Below are 15,619 nucleotides of genomic sequence, written 5' to 3' on the forward strand. Positions count from 1 at the left end.
CGCCGCCCTCCTGTCTTGCTTGGAAAAATGAAACAGGGCGGATGCTGTCACCCGCCCTGCCCGTTCGAAATCAGACGCTCCAGTTCGCGGCGCGGAAATCCATGGCAAAGGCCGGCGCGGCCTTCCAGTTCAGCTCGGATTTCATGCCGGTGAAGACCGCGTTCTGGTGCAGCACGGTATAGGCCGGGTCCTCGCGCTCGCAGATTTCCAGCAGTCGGGTGATCGCCTTCTTGCGGTCGGCGTGGCTGGTCGAGGTCTCCATGACCACGGACAGGCGGTTGACCTCGTCGTTCCAGAAGTCGCGCTTCTGCTGAGCCTCGCCATTCGGGCCGAACTGGGTGATCAACGGCGTGATCGGGTCGTTGATATTGTTCGAGGCCGACCAGTCGCGCACGCCCTTGACCCCTTCGGGATCGTGGATCTGCGCCCAGTTTTCCTTCATCTGGATTTCGACGTTCAGACCGACCTGCTTCCACATCTCGACCAGAATCTGCGCGGTGGGGGTCTGGTTGGTATAGTAGTTGTTCAGCAGGCGGTAGGGGATCGCATCGCCCTTGTAGCCCGCCTGTTTCAGCAGGTCGCGCGCCAGTTCGGGATTGTATTCCGGCACGGTCCAGCCCTCGACGAACATGTCCGAGGTCTTGAAGCTATCGAACTGCATCCCCGCCGGGATCGCGGTCTGCCCACCCCACAGCGCATCGACGATGGCCTTGCGATCGATCGAATGGGTGAAGGCGCGGCGCACCAGCGGATCGGCCAGAATCTCGTTCTGCTTGTTGAAGACCGAGATGCGGTGGTTCCAGATGGTCGAGGATTGAACCTCAAGCCCCGGGGCCGCCTGAATGGTGGCGATCTGGTCGGGCGGCAGGTCGCAGGCGAAATCATATTCGCCCGACAGCAGCCCGTTGACGCGGCTGGCGACCTCGGGGACCTCGACAAAGCGGATGCGGGCCAGCGGCGGGCGGCCGCCCCAGTAATCGTCGAATGCCACCAGCGTCAGCGACACGTCGGGGCGGAATTCCTCGACCCGGTAAGGGCCGGTGGTAACGGGTTTCGCGGCCCAATCGGCATAGGTCGCGGCCTCGTCCCAGGCGCGCTTGCTGGCGATCTGCGAGCCGAATGCATACAGCCGCCCTTCCAGCGTCACGTCCGGCGTCGCGTTGTGGAAGCGGACGGTGTATCTGTCGACAGCTTCGACGCCGCGCAGGGCGGGCCACAGGCGACGGGCGATGCCGGGGACGCTGGCGGGCAGTTCCTTGGCCGATTGCGGCTTGAAATCCGCCTCATACAGGGTCTTGCCGCCCGCAGGCTCGGTCCCGGCGAAAAGCCGTTCGTTCGAGAAGGAGAACACCACGTCCTCGGCGGTCAGTTCGTCGCCATTGTGGAAGCGGACGCCCTGACGCAGCTTGAGTTCGATGGTCTTGTCGTCCAGCCGCTTCCATTCGGTGGCCAGACCCGGCACCGGGCCCTGATTGCCCATCCAGTCGCGCAGGATCAGCCCTTCCCACAGGTTCGGGAAGAAGACGCGCTCGCCGACGTTGGACTGTTCGTACCAGATGTCCAGCGTGTTGTTGTTGGTGATCTTTTGCACGGCGATGGTGATTTCGCGGCGCTGGCCTTGGGCGCGCAAGCCGCGCGGCAGGATCAGCGAACCGGCGGCGGCACCGAACAGGCCCAGCGTGTGGCGACGGTTGATAAGCATCATTCCCTCTCGTGTTCTTCTGTTGCGACTTTCCGTGAAGGTCGCGCAGCCTTTGCGCCCTGAACGTGGCGCTGGGACGAGAGTCCGGTGACGTTTCAATGAAGTTTGCCCGGCAGACGGTTGCGCCGCCGCCGGTTTCCCGGCGACGGCGCGGCTTTCGGCAGGCGCTTGGGGTGGGCTAACCCTCGTGCGCGCGCTGCAAAAGATAACCCTGAACCTCGCTGGCCGGGGCGGCGGGGGTCGCGTCCATGTCCTTGGGCACGGTCCAGCCCGGAGCCACCCCGCTCATGTCGGGCAGCTCATGCGCGATGCCCTTGTGGCAATCGATGCAGGTGCGCTGGCCGGTCAGCAGATACTGGCTGTGGATATTGGCGGCGCGCGGCGCCTGTTTCGACAGGTCCATGGCGACCGCCGTGTGGCAGTTGCGGCATTCCAGACTGTCATTGGCCTTCAGCCGCGCCCATTCATGCTGGGCCAGCTCGATCCGCTTTTCCAGAAACTTCTGGCGGGTGTTGACCGTACCAAAGATCTTGCCCCAGACCTCTTTGCTGGCCTGCATCTTGCGCGCGATCTTATGCGTCCATTCATGCGGCACATGGCAGTCCGGGCATGATGCCCGCACCCCCGAGCGGTTCGAGAAATGGACCGTATGCGACAGTTCTTCATAGACGTTATCGCGCATCTCATGACACGAGGTGCAGAATTTTTCGGTGTTGGTCAGCTCCAGCGCGGTGTTGAACGCGCCCCAGAACATGACCCCGCCGATGAACCCGCCCAGCGTCAGGAAGCCCAGCCCCAGCGTTCCCGCCGGAGTCCAGAGCACGCGCCAGAACCATTTGAACGGTGCAAGAATCCAGTGCAGCATGTCACTGATCCCCCGCCGTTTCCGTGCCCATATCCGCCATGTCGGTAAAGGTGTTCTTCACCAGCGCCTCGGTATCGGCCTGCGGCACATGGCATTGCGTGCAGAAATAACGCCGGGGCGAGACATCAGCCAGCATCTGCCCCTCGCGGGTCATGAAATGCGTGATCGAGATCATCGGCGCGCCCGTCCCCAGCGAGTTTTCCCGCTTGTGGCAGGACAGGCAGCGGTTGGCATTGACCGACAGCTGATAGCCCTCGATCGAATGCGGAATGATCGGCGGCTGTTCGGGATAGGCGCGCATCTGCCGCACGTCATCGGTGACATAGCGTTCCAGCGGTGCGGCGGGGATCGGCTCCATCGGCTGAGGCGTGGGGCCGGTCAGTTCGGGCGGGTCCTGAGGAAGGCCCTGCGCCAGGGTCAGGCTGGCGGCGCAGCAGGCAAGGACAATCATGGCAGTCCGGATCGCGTTCATCACACGGCCTCAATCTTGACGGCACATTTCTTGAAATCGGTCTGCTTCGAGATTGGATCGGTCGCGTCCAGCGTCACCTTGTTGATCAACTGGCTGGCATCGAACCACGGGACGAAGATCACCCCCTTGGGCATTCGGTTGCGGCCGCGGATTTCCACCCGCGAACGGATCTCGCCGCGCCGCGAGATCACCCGCACCTCCATGCCCTGATTCAACCCCCGCTCACGCGCGTCGGTGGCGTTCATGAAGACCTTGGCGCCGGGGAAGGCCTTGTACAGTTCCGGCACGCGCATGGTCATCGAACCGGAATGCCAGTGTTCCAGCACGCGCCCGGTGACCAGCCAGAAGTTGAACTCGTCATCCGGGCTTTCGGCGGGCGGCTCATAGGGAACGCCGATGATCAGCGCCTTGCCGTCGGGATAGCCATAGAACTGCACGCCGCGGCCTTTTTCGACAAAAGGATCGTAGCCCTCGCGGAAGCGCCAACGGGTTTCCTTGCCGTCCACCACCGGCCAGCGCAGACCCCGGATCTCGTCGCTTTGATACATGTCATAGGGGGCAAGGTCGTGGCCATGGCCGCGGCCAAAGCTTGCATATTCCTCGAACAGGCCCTTCTGGATGTAGAAGCCGAATTCCTGCGCCTCGGGGTTGGCATAATCCTCGCGGATTTCGGTCAGGGGAAACTTGTCGACCTGACCATTGGCATAGGCGACCTCAAAGATGGTCTTGCCCTTGTACTCGGGATTGGCCTCCAGCAGTTCCGCGGGCCAGACCTCATCGGTGGTGAAGCGTTTCGAGAACTCGACCAGTTGCCACAGGTCGGATTTCGCGTCGCCGGGCGCGTCGACCAGCTGGTGCCAGGCATGGGTGCGACGTTCGGCATTGCCATAGACGCCCTCTTTTTCCACCCACATTGCGGCGGGCAGAATGATGTCGGCAGCCATCGCCGTCACCGTCGGATAGGCGTCCGAAACCACGATCAGGTTGTCGGGATTGCGGTACCCCGGATAAGCCTCGTTCGAGCTGTTCGCACTAGCCTGCAGGTTGTTGTTCACCATGATCCAGTAGAAATTCAGCACCCCGTCATGCAGCATCCGGTCCTGCTGCACGGCATGGAAACCGGGCTTGGTGTTCAGAAGCCCATGAGGAACCTTCCACAACTCCTCGGCATGTTTGACATGTTCGGGATTGGTCACCACCATGTCGGCGGGCAGGCGGTGGGCGAATGTCCCCACCTCTCGCGCCGTGCCGCAAGCCGAGGGCTGGCCGGTCAGCGAGAAGGGCGAATTGCCGGGTTCCGAGATTTTCCCGGTCAGCAGGTGGATGTTGTAGACCATCTGGTTGGCCCAGACGCCGCGCACATGCTGGTTGAAGCCCATGGTCCACAAGGACATGACCTTGCGGTTCGGATCGGCGTAAAGCTCGGCCAGTTCCTTGAGGAAACCCGGCTCGACCCCTGAAAGCTTGCTGACGTAATCCAGCGTGTAGGTTGAGACCAGCGCCTTGTAGGCCTCGAAATCCGAGGGGTCCATCCTGCCCGCATCGGCCGCGCCGGTGGCCTTGACCTCCAGCGGGTTGTCGGGGCGCAGGCCATAGCCGATATCGGTCTGGCCCTTCACGAACTTGGTGTATTTGTCGACGAAGTCCTGGTTCACCGCACCGGATTCAATGATGTGATTGGCGATGTAGTTCAGGATCGCCAGATCGGTCCCCGGCTTGAACACGATCGGAATGTCGGCCAGATCCATCGAGCGATGGGTAAAGGTCGACAGCACCGCGCATTTCACCCCCGGCGTGCCCAGCCGACGGTCGGCCAGCCGCGTCCACAGGATCGGGTGCATTTCCGCCATGTTCGAGCCCCACAGCACGAAGGCGTCGGCATGTTCGAAATCGTCGTAGCAGCCCATCGGCTCATCGATGCCAAAGGTGCGCATGAAGGCCGTGGCCGCCGAGGCCATGCAGTGGCGCGCATTCGGATCAAGGTTGTTCGACCGCAGACCGACCCGCATCAGCTTGGTCGCGGCATAGCCCTCCAGCACGGTCCATTGCCCCGAGCCGAACATGCCGACCCCCTCCGGCCCCTTGGCCTTGAGCACCTCCTTGACCTTGGCGGCCATGACGTCAAAGGCCTCGTCCCAGCTGACCGGCTCGAACTCGCCTTCCTTGTCGAAGACGCCATTGGTCTTGCGCATCAAGGGCGTGGTCAGGCGGTCCTCGCCATACATGATCTTGGACAGGAAGTAGCCTTTGACGCAGTTCAGGCCGCGGTTCACTTCGGCCTGCATGTCGCCATGGGTGGCGACGACCTTTCCTTCCTTGACGCCGACCATCACCCCGCAGCCGGTGCCGCAGAAACGGCAGGGCGCCTTGGACCACTTGATCTGCAATGCCTCGACCCCACCCGGAACGGGCTGGGCCAGAACCGAAGCGGGAAGCCCGGCGGCCGTCGCCGCGAGCGCCGCGGCATGGGCCTTCAGAAGGTTACGTCTGGTCTGGTCGACACTCATCTTAGCTACCCCGCATTCTCTGCGTGCTCGAACACCATGTTGGCGCCAAGGACACCGTCTATCAGATTGATCTGCGTCAGTTTTTCGCCAAGTTCGCCGCTGCTGCGGCCTTCGATCGTGACCACGATCCGGCGATCGTCGCGGCCATGCACCTCGACATTGTCGTGGCGGGAAATCTGTTCCAGCACGGATTGCATCGCTTCCGGGACGACGCTGATCACGGCAGAGGACACATGCCATTCCTCACTCTGCATCGGCCATGTTCCTTTCGATGATGCCAATTGCCCCGTTCGGACAGGGCGCAATGCAGGCGCCACAGCCCGTGCAGGCGGCGCCGTCGATTTCGGGCAGAAAGGGGCCGCCGATGCGCGGCCGCATCGAGATCGCGTCCTCGGGGCAGGTGTCGCGGCAGGTCATGCAGCTGATCCCGGCATGCGTAAGGCAATCGCCGGAAATCGCGACCAGATGGCCCATGATCCGGGTTTTGCCAAAGACCGGCTCGGGGCAGGCCCGCGCGCATTCGCCGCAAAAGGTGCATTCGTCGCGCGGCAGCAGGATCACCCGGTCCTGCGCGATGGACAGGATCTGCTGCGGACAGGCGCGGACGCAATCGCCGCAGCCGGTGCAGGCGTCAAGCGACACCGCGCCGGGCGGGCGCGGTTCAAAAGGCGCGGGAAGCGGGCGGCCCCTCAGAAGCTGGCGGCGGGATATGCTGGCACTGGCTGGCATATCGGGTCAGTGCCCGACTGTCGGCGGTCCGGGTGGGCCTGTGAATATCTGGTAAATCCAGACGATGAAGCCATAGGCTCCGACAAAGGCAATCGAAAGAATCGGCCAGATGGCCAGTGCAAGCAAAAGGAAAATCGCAAGTTCCCTGAACCGTTGGCCGGGGGCGATGGGCCTGTCCTGCGTATCGTAGCGAGCGTCGGGCAACTGTATTCCCCCATGCAAGGCAAACGGGCAAGCTGTCGAAGTGCTGACTGAACAGGAAAAGCCTAACACGAGAAAACCACCCTCGAAAGAGAGCAGTTTTCACAATTAGATCGCTGATTGAATTGGTGTTGCAATCAATCCAACGGCGAGCGGACGGCTGATCATCCCCTGCCATTGGATTGGGTATTTCATGCGCGATCAGCCGCGGCGCGCGGCCTCGATCGCGGCCACGTCGATCTTGCCCATCGTCATCATCGCGGCAAAGGCGCGACTGGCCTCTTCGCCGCCCGCAGCCATGGCCTCGGTCAGCGCGCGCGGGGTGATCTGCCATGACAGGCCCCATTTGTCCTTGCACCAGCCGCATTCGCTTTCCTGCCCGCCATTGCCGACGATGGCGTTCCAGTAGCGGTCGGTTTCCTCCTGATCCTCGGTCTCGATCTGGAACGAGAAGGCCTCGGAGTGATGAAAATAGCTGCCGCCATTCAGTCCAAGGCAGGGAATGCCCGCCACGGTGAACTCAACGGTCAGGACATCGCCCTTCTTGCCCGAAGGGTAGTCGCCAGGCGCGCGATGCACCGCAGTCACCCGGCTGTCGGGGAAAACCCCGGCATAGAAATTTGCGGCCTCTTCGGCATCCTTGTCGTACCACAGGCAGATCGTGTTCTTGGCCATTGCATGAACCTTTCCTTTGGGGTGGGGCCGTGATCCCTGCGGGAATGCAAGGCCCCGGCCCGCGTCAGATCAACGCCAGATCGGCTGTCTCGATCTGCTGATCGGCATCGTCGCGTTTGGCTGCCGCCGCGCCCTCGCGCAGCGTCGAGGAAACGCTGGCCACCTCGACGATCTGGTAGGATGTGGCCAGCAGGTCGTCAAAGGCGTGGCTCAGTGCCGAATCCGCGTTTCCAAGAAATTCATCGGTCACTTCGGGGTTCGAACTGTTCAGGTCCACCAGCGCCGCGCGAAGCGAGGCCAGCAGGTCATTGGGTATTTCCGCCATGGTCTTCTTTCGTTTTTGGCCCGCCAACGCCCGGCAGGCGCAAATCGTTTCATCGCAATGACCGAAAAGCGTTAAATCTTTATGAACGTGCCGTTATCCGCCACGTCATTGCAGGCGCTTGACCAACCCAATCATTTCCATTATTCCTGAATTATGGAAATGAATCACGCTCTCGACTCGCTTTCAGCCCTTGCCCATGAAGGGCGGCTTCAGGTCTTTCGCCTGCTGGTCCGCGCCGGACCCGAAGGCATGGCGGCGGGCGAGATCGCCACGGCGCTTCAGTTCCGCGCCAATACGCTGTCGAACCATTTGAACATCCTTGCCGCGTCCGGGCTGGTCCGCGCGCTGCGCGAGGGCCGCTCGATCCGCTATTTCGCTGAGATGCAGACGATGCGCGGGCTACTGGGCTTCCTGATGGAGGATTGCTGCGGCGGTAATGCCGCGCTGTGCCAGCCCCTGCTTGACCAGATCGCCTGCGACTGCACCTGACCCGAGGACATGATGACCGACATGACCGATGACGCCCCGGCACGACTGGGGACATTTGAACGCGGCCTGACCCTGTGGGTGGCGCTGGCGATGGGGACGGGGATCGCGCTTGGCGCGGCCGCTCCGGGGATGATCCATGCCATTGCCGGGGCCGAGGTCGCCAGCGTCAATCTGGTTGTGGCAGTGCTGATCTGGGCCATGGTCTATCCGATGATGGTCAATGTCGATTTCGGCGCAGTGGCCGGTGTGGCGCGCCAGCCGCGCGGGTTGGTGATCACGCTGGTCATCAATTGGCTGATCAAGCCCTTTACCATGGCGGCGCTGGCGGTGCTGTTCTTTGACCATGTCTTTGCCCCATGGATCGCACCCGAGGACGCGCAGCAATATATTGCCGGGCTGATCCTGCTGGGGGCTGCGCCCTGTACGGCCATGGTCTTTGTCTGGTCGCAACTGGTGCGGGGGGACGCGACCTATACGCTGGTGCAGGTCTCGGTCAATGATCTGGTCATGGTGGTGGCCTTTGCCCCCATCGTCGCGCTGCTACTGGGCGTGACCGAGATCGCCGTGCCGTGGTCCACGCTGGTCATCGCCACGCTGCTTTACGTGGTGCTGCCACTGGCCGCAGGCTGGCTGACCCGACGCTGGTTGGGCACGCCCGAGGCGATCGCGGCGTTTTCCGCGCGGATCAAACCGATATCGATGATCGGCCTGATCGCCACGGTCGCCATCCTGTTTGCGCTGCAGGGACAGGTGATCCTTGACCGCCCCTTCATCATCGCCCTGATCGCCCTACCAATCCTGATCCAGAGCTATGCGATCTTTGCCATCGCCTATGCCGCAGCCTATGCCCTGCGCGTGCCGCATCGCATCGCCGCCCCCTGCGCCATGATCGGCACCTCGAATTTCTTTGAACTGGCCGTGGCCGTGGCGATCAGCCTGTTCGGGCTGCATTCGGGCGCGGCCCTGGCCACCGTGGTCGGCGTGCTGGTCGAGGTTCCGGTGATGCTGTCGCTGGTTGCCTTTGCCAACCGCACCCGCAACCGTTTCGCCTGAGGAGCCCGCGATGATCGTCATTCACCACAACCCCGACTGCGGCACATCCCGAAACGTGCTACAGATCATCCGCGCCTCGGGGTCTGATCCCGTCATCATCGACTACCTGTCCGATGGCTGGACCCGGCCGCAACTGCTGGCGCTGTTCGCGGCCTGCGACCTGACCCCGCGTCAGGCGCTAAGGACCACAAAATCCCCCGCCGCCGAACTGGGTCTGCTGGACGAAGGCGTCAGCGACGAAACGATCCTGGCGGCGATGCTGGCCCATCCGGTGCTGGTCAACCGACCCATCGTCGCCTCGCCCAAGGGCACGCGCCTGTGCCGCCCGTCCGAAACGGTGCTGCCCTTGCTGGACCGCCTGCCTCCCGGTCCGCTGTTCAAGGAAGACGGCCAGATGATCCTGAATGAAAAGGGCGAGATCCTTGACTGACCTTCCCAATATCCAGCCCGCCTGCTTCGCCCCCAGCGAACCCGCGCAACTGTTCCCGACCGAACGCAGCAGCCATGCGCCGCGCATCCTGCTGCTTTACGGCTCGCTGCGCGAACGCAGCTTTTCGCGGCTGTCAGCCGAGGAAGCGGCGCGCATTTTGCAAGCTTTGGGTGCCGAGACACGCTTCTTCGACCCGCATGGCCTGCCCATGGTCGATGAGGCAACCGCCGATCACCCCAAGGTCGCGGAACTGCGCGATCTGGTCGGCTGGTGCGAGGGCATGGTCTGGTCTTCTCCGGAACGGCACGGGGCAATGTCGGGGGTGATGAAGACCCAGATCGACTGGATTCCGCTGTCACTGGGCGGGGTGCGCCCGACGCAGGGCAAGACATTGGCGGTGATGCAGGTCTGCGGCGGCAGCCAAAGCTTCAACACCGTCAATCAACTGCGCATCCTAGGCCGCTGGATGCGACTGCTGACCATCCCCAACCAATCCTCGGTCGCGAAAGCATGGGACGAGTTCGACGAGACCGGGCGGATGAAGCCCTCGCCCTATTACGACCGGATCGTCGACGTGATGGAGGAACTGGTCCGCTTCACCCTGCTGACCCGCGACATCCGCGATCATCTGGTCGACCGCTATTCCGAGCGCGTCGAAAGCCGTGCAGAACTATCGCGCCGGGTGAACCAGAAGCAGGCCGTCTGACGGCGCGCCGCGTCAGGGCTTACCCGACAGATCCGGTTGACGCCTGGACTTGCGGGCCAGAAAATCGACAAAGGCCTTGACCCGCAGGGCGATCAGCCGGTTGTCGGGATAGACCGCATGCAGCGGCACCTCGCCCGCGCGCCAATCCGTCAGCACGGCCTCAAGCCGCCCGGCGCGCAGTTCGTCGCCCACGACAAAGGCGGGCAATTGGCAGATGCCCGCGCCATTCAGCGCCGCGATCATCAGCGCGCTACCGTCATTCAACTCCAGCCGGGGCAGGATCGGGACGGCAACCTGCTCATCCTCGCGGGTCATCGTCCAGACCCGCCCCCGCCGCAGGGGCGCGAAATGCAGCAGATCGTGCCCGACCAGATCGCCGGGCAGGATGGGCCGCCCACGCCGCGCCAGATAGTCGGGCGTGGCGCACGTCATCAGCGGTGACGCCCCCAGCGCCCGCGTCACAAGGTTCGGCCCGACCGCGATCGTGCCCCGGATCGCCAGATCGAAACGGCCTTCGATCAGGTTGCGCTCGTCATTCGACAGGTCCAGCTCGATCCGCATGCCGGGATGGGCGGACAGGAACTCGGCGGTCCATGGGATCAGGAAACGCTGGCAGAAATCCGGTGGTGCGGTCAGGCGCAACCGGCCTTCGGGGGCGGTATGCTCGGCACGGGCCGCGCGTTCGGCCAGATCGACGCGCTGGCCCAGATCGGACAGGTGATCGCGGTAAACCTGCCCCGCCGGGGTCAACCGCACCAGCCGGGTCGAGCGATGGAACAGCCGCACGCCCAGACGCCGCTCAAGGTCCGCGACCTGCGCGCTGACCGTGGCCCGCGACAGGCCCAGCCCTTCGGCGGCCGCGGTGAAGCTTTCATGCGCGGCCACGGCAAGGAAAGCGGCGATGCCGTAAAGCGGATCGACGGTCTTCATTCGTCAAACCATCTGGACAGTGCAGCGGGATCCGGCCGCTTTATCGGCCAGCATGGCCCAGATTATAGCGGTCGCATCCGAAAACAATCGTCTTGATGGAGAACCGAATGACCAGCTTTGAACAGGCCGCCATTTCGCCCGCAGGCGAAGGGAAACTGGCCAGGGGCTTTGGCCCGCATCTGATCCGTATCCCGTCCGAGGCCACTGGCGGCCGCCTTGGCGTCTTTGAATCCTGCATCCCTGCCGGAGAAGGCCCGCCGATGCACGTCCATGAACGCGAGGATGAATTCTTTCGCGTGCTCGACGGCTGCTTCGCCTTCTGGTGCAACGGCACGCGGGTCGAGCTTGAGGCCGGCGGGCTGATCGTCGTCCCGCGCGGCGCGGTGCATCGCTTCCAGAATATTGGCGACAGCGCCGGGCGGGTGATGACCATCGTGACGCCCGGCGGCTTCGAGGGCTTTTTCGGTGCGGTCGAGGTCGAAGACCCGCAGACGCCGCAGGCCATCGACAGTCTGGCCGCGCGGTTCAACCTGCGCTTCGTTCCGGCGCTGGCGGCGGCAGTGGCCTGACAGCCTAGCGCGCGAACTTCGCCATGTCGCAGGACAGTGCGCGGGTCAGGTCATCCGGGGCCAGCACGATCTGCAACCCGCGCCTGCCGCCATTGACATAGATGGTGGCGTGGGTCTGCGCCGATTGCTCCAGCAGGGCCGTGACCTGCTTGCGCTGGCCCAGCGGGCTGATCCCGCCGACCTTGTAGCCGGTCATCCGTTCCGCCACGTCGGGCTTCATCATCCGTGCCGATTTTCCACCGCAGACGGCAGCCAACGCCTTCATGTCAACCTCGGCATCCGAGGGCAGGATGGCGCAGATGGGCTTACCATCGACCTCGGCCATCAGGGTCTTGAACACCCGATCCGGCGTGACCTGCATGGCCTCGGCGGCCTGCAGGCCGACCCGTTCGCCACCGGGGTCGTAATCATATTCGACCAGTTCAAAGGTGATCCCGGCCTTGCTCAGGACCAGCGTTGCGGGGGTGCCGCGGGCCATGCTTCTTCTCCTGCCTGCGCCGGAAATGTCCGGCCGGGCGGCAATGAAGCATGGCCCGCGTCCCGATGCCAGAGCCCGCTATTGCGGAATCCGCTCATCATAGGTCTGGCGCAGGACGGTCCAGTCCTTCCAGAAGCTGGACGCCGTATCGCCCGAGGCTTCGGCCACCAGCAGGTCCAGATGCACGTGCCACCCGGCACTGACACCGACCTTGGTCGAGCGCTCGGTCAGGCCGGTATGGGTCAGCGTCAGCAGCACCCGCCCATCCTTGGGCTGCAGTTCAAAGGTGACATCGCCCTCGCCCCAACCGATCACCAGCCGGTGCGGCGGATCGGCGGCGATGACCCGGCTTTGCAACCGATGCTCGGCCGGAAAGTTGTCGGGTCGCGGATCGCCGGGGCGGCTCAGATCGTCATTGCGCCAGACCAGTTCCAGCGGCGATCCGGGAGTCAGCTCCATATCGCCCGAGGCCAGCCATTTGCGGCGCTTGTCGCTGTCGGTCAGGTAGGACCAGATCCTTTCGATCGGTCCGGGCAGCCAGCGCCGGATCACAAGCGTCGTGGGATTGACGAGGGTGCCGAAACGATCGGCCAATTCCAGATCTTTCATCGGTCGTCTCCGTGGCTTGGGTTAGGGTTGTCTTTGTCCTTGCGCTGCTGCGCGTCCTCTTCGGCCAAAAGCCGTTCGAGCACGTCAAGGCGCGAGGTCCAGAACCGCTCATAGAAGGCCAGTTCGTCATGGGCGCGCTTCAGCGGCGCGGCTTCCAGATGGCAGATATGGGTCCGCCAGCGGATCTCGCGCCGGATCAGCCCGGCCTTTTCCAGCACCTTGATATGCTTTGAGGCCGCAGCCAGCGACATGTCATGCGGCGCGGCCAGCTCGGTCACGCTGCGCTCGCCATCGGCAAGGTCGTGCAGCATCTGCCTGCGGGTCTCGTCGCTCAGCGCGTGAAAGATGGTGTCCATGGGGTGCGATTCTTGTTCAACCATATTGTTAAATTATACCCGGTCGCATCATCAGTCAACAATTTGGTTAAATGAAATGCGGCGTGCTGCCGCTGGACAGACCCTTGGCGCTGGGGCATCAGCGGGCAAGAATTCACTGCTGCCGGAGTGGGCATGATCCTTTTCGAAGACGGGCCGGGGGAACGCGCCGCATTGTTTCGCGATCCGCGCCATCTGGTCGTCGCCTGGACCGCTGACGAGGTGCTGCCCGCGCTGCGCGAGATCGAGGCGGCACGGGCGCAAGGTGCATGGGTCGCGGGCTGGATCGGCTATGAGGCCGGGCTGGCGCTGGAGCCCCGTCTGCGCCCCCTGATGCGCCTGCCGGAAAATGAACCCCTGCTGGCCTTTGGCATCCACGACGGCCCGCAACCTGCGGACGGGTTTCTGGACGCCGCCGCCCAGCAGGCCGATCAGGCGCGTTTGGCCGATCTGGTGCCGCTGATGGATGAGTCCGGCTATCACACGCGCTTCCGGCGGCTGGCCGATTACATCGCTCAGGGCGATTGCTATCAGGTGAACCTGACCTTCCCGCTGGAAACCCGGCTGGAAAATGGCACCGGGCTTGGGCTTTACGCGGCCTTGCGGCAGCGCCAGCCGGTCGGGCACGGTGCCTATGCCGATATGGGCGTGGGACCGGTGATCATCTCGCGCTCGCCCGAGTTGTTCTTTCGTCTTGATGCGGATGGCGGGATCGAGACCCGGCCGATGAAAGGCACCGCGCCCCGCGACCCCGACCCCATCCGCGACCGCGCCTTGGCGCAGGAGTTGCAGGACAGCGACAAGACCCGCGCCGAGAACCTGATGATCGTCGATCTGCTGCGCAATGACATTGCCCGCATCGCGCAGGTCGGCTCGGTCAAGGTGCCGGAACTGTTCCGCGTCGATGCGTTGGAGACCGTGCATCAGATGATCTCGCGGGTGGTCGGGCGGCTAGACGGACCAGCGCGGCTGGACCGGCTGATGCAGGCGCTGTTCCCCTGCGGCTCGATCACCGGCGCGCCCAAGATCCGCGCCATGCAGATCATCGCGGAACTGGAGCCCTTCCCGCGCGGCGTCTATTGCGGGGCGATGGGCTGGATGGGGCCGGATGGCAGCGCGTCGTTCAATGTCGCGATCCGCACCTTGCGGCTGTTCCCGGACGGTCGCGTGTTGATGAATGTCGGCGGCGGCGTGGTGCAGGATTCCACCGCGTCCGGAGAATGGGAGGAAGCCCTGTGGAAAACCCGTTTCACGGATCTGGGCCGGACCTGAAGCTGATCGAGACGCTGCTATGGGACGGCAGCGACCTGATCCGCCTGCCCCGCCATCTGGCGCGACTGTCACAATCCGCCACGCGGCTGGGCTGGCGTTGTGATCCTGTCGCTGCCGAGACCGCATTGCGGCAGGCCGCGCCCGTGGGACCGGCACGGATGCGGCTGACGCTGGACGCCTTGGGCGCAGTCAATGTGACGACGGGCGCGCTGGTCCCGACCCCGCCCCTGTGGCGGGTGGCGCTGGCGGATGCGCGGATCTCCTCGGACAATCCTTGGCTTTCGGTCAAATCGACCCATCGCGCGCTTTACGATCAAAGCCGCGCCGCCCTGCCGCCGGGCATTGACGAGCTGGCCTTCCTCAATGAGCGCAATGAAATCTGCGAGGGCACGATCACCAATATCTTCTACGATCTGGGCGACGGGCTGTACACTCCGCCCCTGACCTGCGGTCTGCTGCCCGGCGTGCTGCGTGGCGAAATGCTGGCGCTTGGGCAATGCCGCGAACGGGTTCTGCACCTGTCGGAACTGCCCCGCGCCCGGATCTGGATGGGCAATTCGCTGCGCGGCCTGATCCCGGCTGAACTGACTTGATCCACGCCCTCAAAGTAGGTATACCGATCTACCTACACCGAGGAGCGCCATGGACGAGCCCGCGAAACACCCCCCCGAAAGCGCGCGCGACAGGCTGCTGCGCGCCGCCGCCATCCTGTTCTACAACAACGGCATCGGCGGCACCGGGATCGACGCCATCGTCGAACGGGCCGGAGTGGCCAAGAAAAGCCTGTATAACAACTTCGCCTCCAAGGCCGATCTGGTAAGCCAGTATCTTGAGGCGCGGCATCAGGAATGGCTGGACCTGTATCACGCGCGGTTGGAGGGGGCGGTCACGCCTCGGGACCGGCTGCTGGCGGTGTTCGACGCCTATCGCGACCATGCCGAATACGCCTATGAGCGCGGCTTTCGTGGCTGCGGCCTGCTGAATGCCGCCGCCGAACTGACTGCGGGCGATGCGGGCCGCGATGCCGTCCGCCGCCACAAGGAAGAGGTCGAAACGCTGCTGCTGGCCCCGCTGACGGAATTGCTGCCGCAGGACCCCATCCGTGCGGCCCATCTGGCCCGGCAGCTTAGCTTTCTGCTGGAAGGCGCGATGGCGCGGGCGGGTCTGGAAGGGACCAGCGCCCGCATGATCGAGGCGCGCGACATGGCCACCGACCTGCTGGAGACGCTGTGA

Annotated in this window: 21 protein-coding genes; 8 read left to right on the forward strand and 13 right to left on the reverse strand. The window is 63.9% G+C overall.

The features are described 5' to 3' along the window. Nucleotides 1-70: 70 nt before the first annotated feature. From GL300_RS16180 to GL300_RS16220, 9 genes are all read right to left on the reverse strand, one after another. Nucleotides 71-1,705: an ABC transporter substrate-binding protein gene (locus tag GL300_RS16180; protein WP_155040698.1), complete on the reverse strand. Its 1,635-nt coding sequence runs from the start codon at nt 1,703-1,705 to the stop codon at nt 71-73. Nucleotides 1,706-1,880: 175 nt separating this feature from the next. Continuing rightward, nucleotides 1,881-2,567, reverse strand: coding sequence for a NapC/NirT family cytochrome c (locus GL300_RS16185; protein ID WP_155040699.1), 687 nt, complete (start codon nt 2,565-2,567; stop codon nt 1,881-1,883). A 1-nt stretch (nt 2,568) separates the two neighbouring features. Then, nucleotides 2,569-3,039, reverse strand: a complete 471-nt coding sequence (locus GL300_RS16190) for a nitrate reductase cytochrome c-type subunit (protein WP_225612413.1) — start codon at nt 3,037-3,039, stop codon at nt 2,569-2,571. Then, nucleotides 3,039-5,546, reverse strand: a complete 2,508-nt coding sequence (gene napA, locus GL300_RS16195) for a periplasmic nitrate reductase subunit alpha (RefSeq protein ID WP_155040700.1) — start codon at nt 5,544-5,546, stop codon at nt 3,039-3,041. The genes GL300_RS16190 and napA overlap by 1 nt, the downstream gene beginning before the upstream one ends. Before the next feature lie 5 nt (nt 5,547-5,551). After that, a complete protein-coding gene (locus tag GL300_RS16200; RefSeq protein ID WP_155040701.1) occupies nt 5,552-5,800 on the reverse strand; it encodes a chaperone NapD in 249 nt (82 codons plus the stop codon). After that, on the reverse strand, nt 5,790-6,275 hold the full coding sequence (locus GL300_RS16205) for a ferredoxin-type protein NapF (RefSeq protein WP_155040702.1): 486 nt from the start codon (nt 6,273-6,275) through the stop codon (nt 5,790-5,792). The genes GL300_RS16200 and GL300_RS16205 overlap by 11 nt, the downstream gene beginning before the upstream one ends. A gap of 6 nt (nt 6,276-6,281) precedes the next feature. Continuing rightward, nucleotides 6,282-6,548: a periplasmic nitrate reductase, NapE protein gene (napE, locus tag GL300_RS27115; protein ID WP_343043080.1), complete on the reverse strand. Its 267-nt coding sequence runs from the start codon at nt 6,546-6,548 to the stop codon at nt 6,282-6,284. A gap of 129 nt (nt 6,549-6,677) precedes the next feature. Continuing rightward, a complete protein-coding gene (locus GL300_RS16215; protein WP_155040704.1) occupies nt 6,678-7,151 on the reverse strand; it encodes a VOC family protein in 474 nt (157 codons plus the stop codon). Nucleotides 7,152-7,215: 64 nt separating this feature from the next. Next, nucleotides 7,216-7,476, reverse strand: coding sequence for a hypothetical protein (locus GL300_RS16220; RefSeq protein WP_155040705.1), 261 nt, complete (start codon nt 7,474-7,476; stop codon nt 7,216-7,218). Nucleotides 7,477-7,629: 153 nt separating this feature from the next. On the opposite strand from GL300_RS16220, the gene GL300_RS16225 reads away from it, so the two are divergent. The 4 genes from GL300_RS16225 to arsH are packed head-to-tail and all read left to right on the forward strand — an operon-like array spanning nt 7,630 to nt 10,154. Then, nucleotides 7,630-7,965 (forward strand): ArsR/SmtB family transcription factor, encoded by a 336-nt coding sequence (locus GL300_RS16225; RefSeq protein ID WP_155040706.1) that lies wholly within the window; start codon nt 7,630-7,632, stop codon nt 7,963-7,965. Nucleotides 7,966-7,977: 12 nt separating this feature from the next. Further along, a complete protein-coding gene (gene arsB / locus GL300_RS16230; RefSeq protein ID WP_155040707.1) occupies nt 7,978-9,018 on the forward strand; it encodes an ACR3 family arsenite efflux transporter in 1,041 nt (346 codons plus the stop codon). A gap of 10 nt (nt 9,019-9,028) precedes the next feature. Next, nucleotides 9,029-9,448: an arsenate reductase family protein gene (locus tag GL300_RS16235; RefSeq protein WP_155040708.1), complete on the forward strand. Its 420-nt coding sequence runs from the start codon at nt 9,029-9,031 to the stop codon at nt 9,446-9,448. Next, nucleotides 9,441-10,154, forward strand: coding sequence for an arsenical resistance protein ArsH (arsH, locus tag GL300_RS16240; protein ID WP_281353149.1), 714 nt, complete (start codon nt 9,441-9,443; stop codon nt 10,152-10,154). The genes GL300_RS16235 and arsH overlap by 8 nt, the downstream gene beginning before the upstream one ends. Nucleotides 10,155-10,166: 12 nt before the next feature. On the opposite strand, the gene GL300_RS16245 is transcribed toward arsH, so the two are convergent. Beyond that, nucleotides 10,167-11,084: a LysR family transcriptional regulator gene (locus GL300_RS16245; protein ID WP_155040710.1), complete on the reverse strand. Its 918-nt coding sequence runs from the start codon at nt 11,082-11,084 to the stop codon at nt 10,167-10,169. A gap of 107 nt (nt 11,085-11,191) precedes the next feature. Between GL300_RS16245 and GL300_RS16250 the strand changes: the two genes are divergently transcribed. Beyond that, the gene (locus tag GL300_RS16250) at nt 11,192-11,653 is read left to right on the forward strand and encodes a cupin domain-containing protein (RefSeq protein ID WP_155040711.1); all 462 of its coding nucleotides are present in this window, start codon (nt 11,192-11,194) and stop codon (nt 11,651-11,653) included. A 4-nt stretch (nt 11,654-11,657) separates the two neighbouring features. Here GL300_RS16250 and ybaK read toward each other — a convergent pair whose 3' ends face one another. The 3 genes from ybaK to GL300_RS16265 form a co-directional block, all read right to left on the reverse strand. Beyond that, a complete protein-coding gene (gene ybaK, locus GL300_RS16255) occupies nt 11,658-12,131 on the reverse strand; it encodes a Cys-tRNA(Pro) deacylase (RefSeq protein ID WP_155040712.1) in 474 nt (157 codons plus the stop codon). 78 nt (nt 12,132-12,209) lie between these two features. Then, the gene (locus GL300_RS16260; RefSeq protein ID WP_155040713.1) at nt 12,210-12,740 is read right to left on the reverse strand and encodes an SRPBCC family protein; all 531 of its coding nucleotides are present in this window, start codon (nt 12,738-12,740) and stop codon (nt 12,210-12,212) included. Then, nucleotides 12,737-13,096, reverse strand: coding sequence for an ArsR/SmtB family transcription factor (locus GL300_RS16265; protein WP_211595128.1), 360 nt, complete (start codon nt 13,094-13,096; stop codon nt 12,737-12,739). The genes GL300_RS16260 and GL300_RS16265 overlap by 4 nt, the downstream gene beginning before the upstream one ends. A gap of 153 nt (nt 13,097-13,249) precedes the next feature. Between GL300_RS16265 and GL300_RS16270 the strand changes: the two genes are divergently transcribed. Genes GL300_RS16270 through GL300_RS16280 form a run of 3 tightly spaced genes read left to right on the forward strand, consistent with a single transcriptional unit; the run spans nt 13,250 to nt 15,619 of the window. Further along, entirely contained in the window at nt 13,250-14,386 is a 1,137-nt protein-coding gene (locus GL300_RS16270; protein ID WP_155040715.1) for an aminodeoxychorismate synthase component I, read from the forward strand. Then, nucleotides 14,335-14,979, forward strand: a complete 645-nt coding sequence (locus GL300_RS16275) for an aminotransferase class IV family protein (RefSeq protein ID WP_155040716.1) — start codon at nt 14,335-14,337, stop codon at nt 14,977-14,979. Before GL300_RS16270 ends, GL300_RS16275 begins: the two co-directional genes overlap by 52 nt. Before the next feature lie 49 nt (nt 14,980-15,028). After that, nucleotides 15,029-15,619, forward strand: coding sequence for a TetR/AcrR family transcriptional regulator (locus tag GL300_RS16280; protein ID WP_155040717.1), 591 nt, complete (start codon nt 15,029-15,031; stop codon nt 15,617-15,619).

This window comes from Paracoccus litorisediminis, assembly GCF_009711205.1.
In the GTDB taxonomy this organism is placed as follows: Bacteria; Pseudomonadota; Alphaproteobacteria; order Rhodobacterales; family Rhodobacteraceae; genus Paracoccus; species Paracoccus litorisediminis.

Coding starts and splice junctions, on each gene's coding strand:
- GL300_RS16225 (WP_155040706.1), top strand. CDS start 7,630: ATGGAAATGAATCACGCTCTCGACTCGCTTTCAGCCCTTGCCCATGAA.
- GL300_RS16220 (WP_155040705.1), bottom strand. CDS start 7,476: ATGGCGGAAATACCCAATGACCTGCTGGCCTCGCTTCGCGCGGCGCTG.
- GL300_RS16245 (WP_155040710.1), bottom strand. CDS start 11,084: ATGAAGACCGTCGATCCGCTTTACGGCATCGCCGCTTTCCTTGCCGTG.
- GL300_RS16265 (WP_211595128.1), bottom strand. CDS start 13,096: ATGGACACCATCTTTCACGCGCTGAGCGACGAGACCCGCAGGCAGATG.
- arsB (WP_155040707.1), top strand. CDS start 7,978: ATGACCGACATGACCGATGACGCCCCGGCACGACTGGGGACATTTGAA.
- GL300_RS16190 (WP_225612413.1), bottom strand. CDS start 3,039: ATGAACGCGATCCGGACTGCCATGATTGTCCTTGCCTGCTGCGCCGCC.
- GL300_RS16215 (WP_155040704.1), bottom strand. CDS start 7,151: ATGGCCAAGAACACGATCTGCCTGTGGTACGACAAGGATGCCGAAGAG.
- GL300_RS16185 (WP_155040699.1), bottom strand. CDS start 2,567: ATGCTGCACTGGATTCTTGCACCGTTCAAATGGTTCTGGCGCGTGCTC.
- GL300_RS16180 (WP_155040698.1), bottom strand. CDS start 1,705: ATGATGCTTATCAACCGTCGCCACACGCTGGGCCTGTTCGGTGCCGCC.
- GL300_RS16280 (WP_155040717.1), top strand. CDS start 15,029: ATGGACGAGCCCGCGAAACACCCCCCCGAAAGCGCGCGCGACAGGCTG.
- GL300_RS16275 (WP_155040716.1), top strand. CDS start 14,335: ATGGGAGGAAGCCCTGTGGAAAACCCGTTTCACGGATCTGGGCCGGAC.
- GL300_RS16200 (WP_155040701.1), bottom strand. CDS start 5,800: ATGCAGAGTGAGGAATGGCATGTGTCCTCTGCCGTGATCAGCGTCGTC.
- napA (WP_155040700.1), bottom strand. CDS start 5,546: ATGAGTGTCGACCAGACCAGACGTAACCTTCTGAAGGCCCATGCCGCG.
- GL300_RS16205 (WP_155040702.1), bottom strand. CDS start 6,275: ATGCCAGCCAGTGCCAGCATATCCCGCCGCCAGCTTCTGAGGGGCCGC.
- GL300_RS16260 (WP_155040713.1), bottom strand. CDS start 12,740: ATGAAAGATCTGGAATTGGCCGATCGTTTCGGCACCCTCGTCAATCCC.
- ybaK (WP_155040712.1), bottom strand. CDS start 12,131: ATGGCCCGCGGCACCCCCGCAACGCTGGTCCTGAGCAAGGCCGGGATC.
- GL300_RS16235 (WP_155040708.1), top strand. CDS start 9,029: ATGATCGTCATTCACCACAACCCCGACTGCGGCACATCCCGAAACGTG.
- GL300_RS16250 (WP_155040711.1), top strand. CDS start 11,192: ATGACCAGCTTTGAACAGGCCGCCATTTCGCCCGCAGGCGAAGGGAAA.
- GL300_RS16270 (WP_155040715.1), top strand. CDS start 13,250: ATGATCCTTTTCGAAGACGGGCCGGGGGAACGCGCCGCATTGTTTCGC.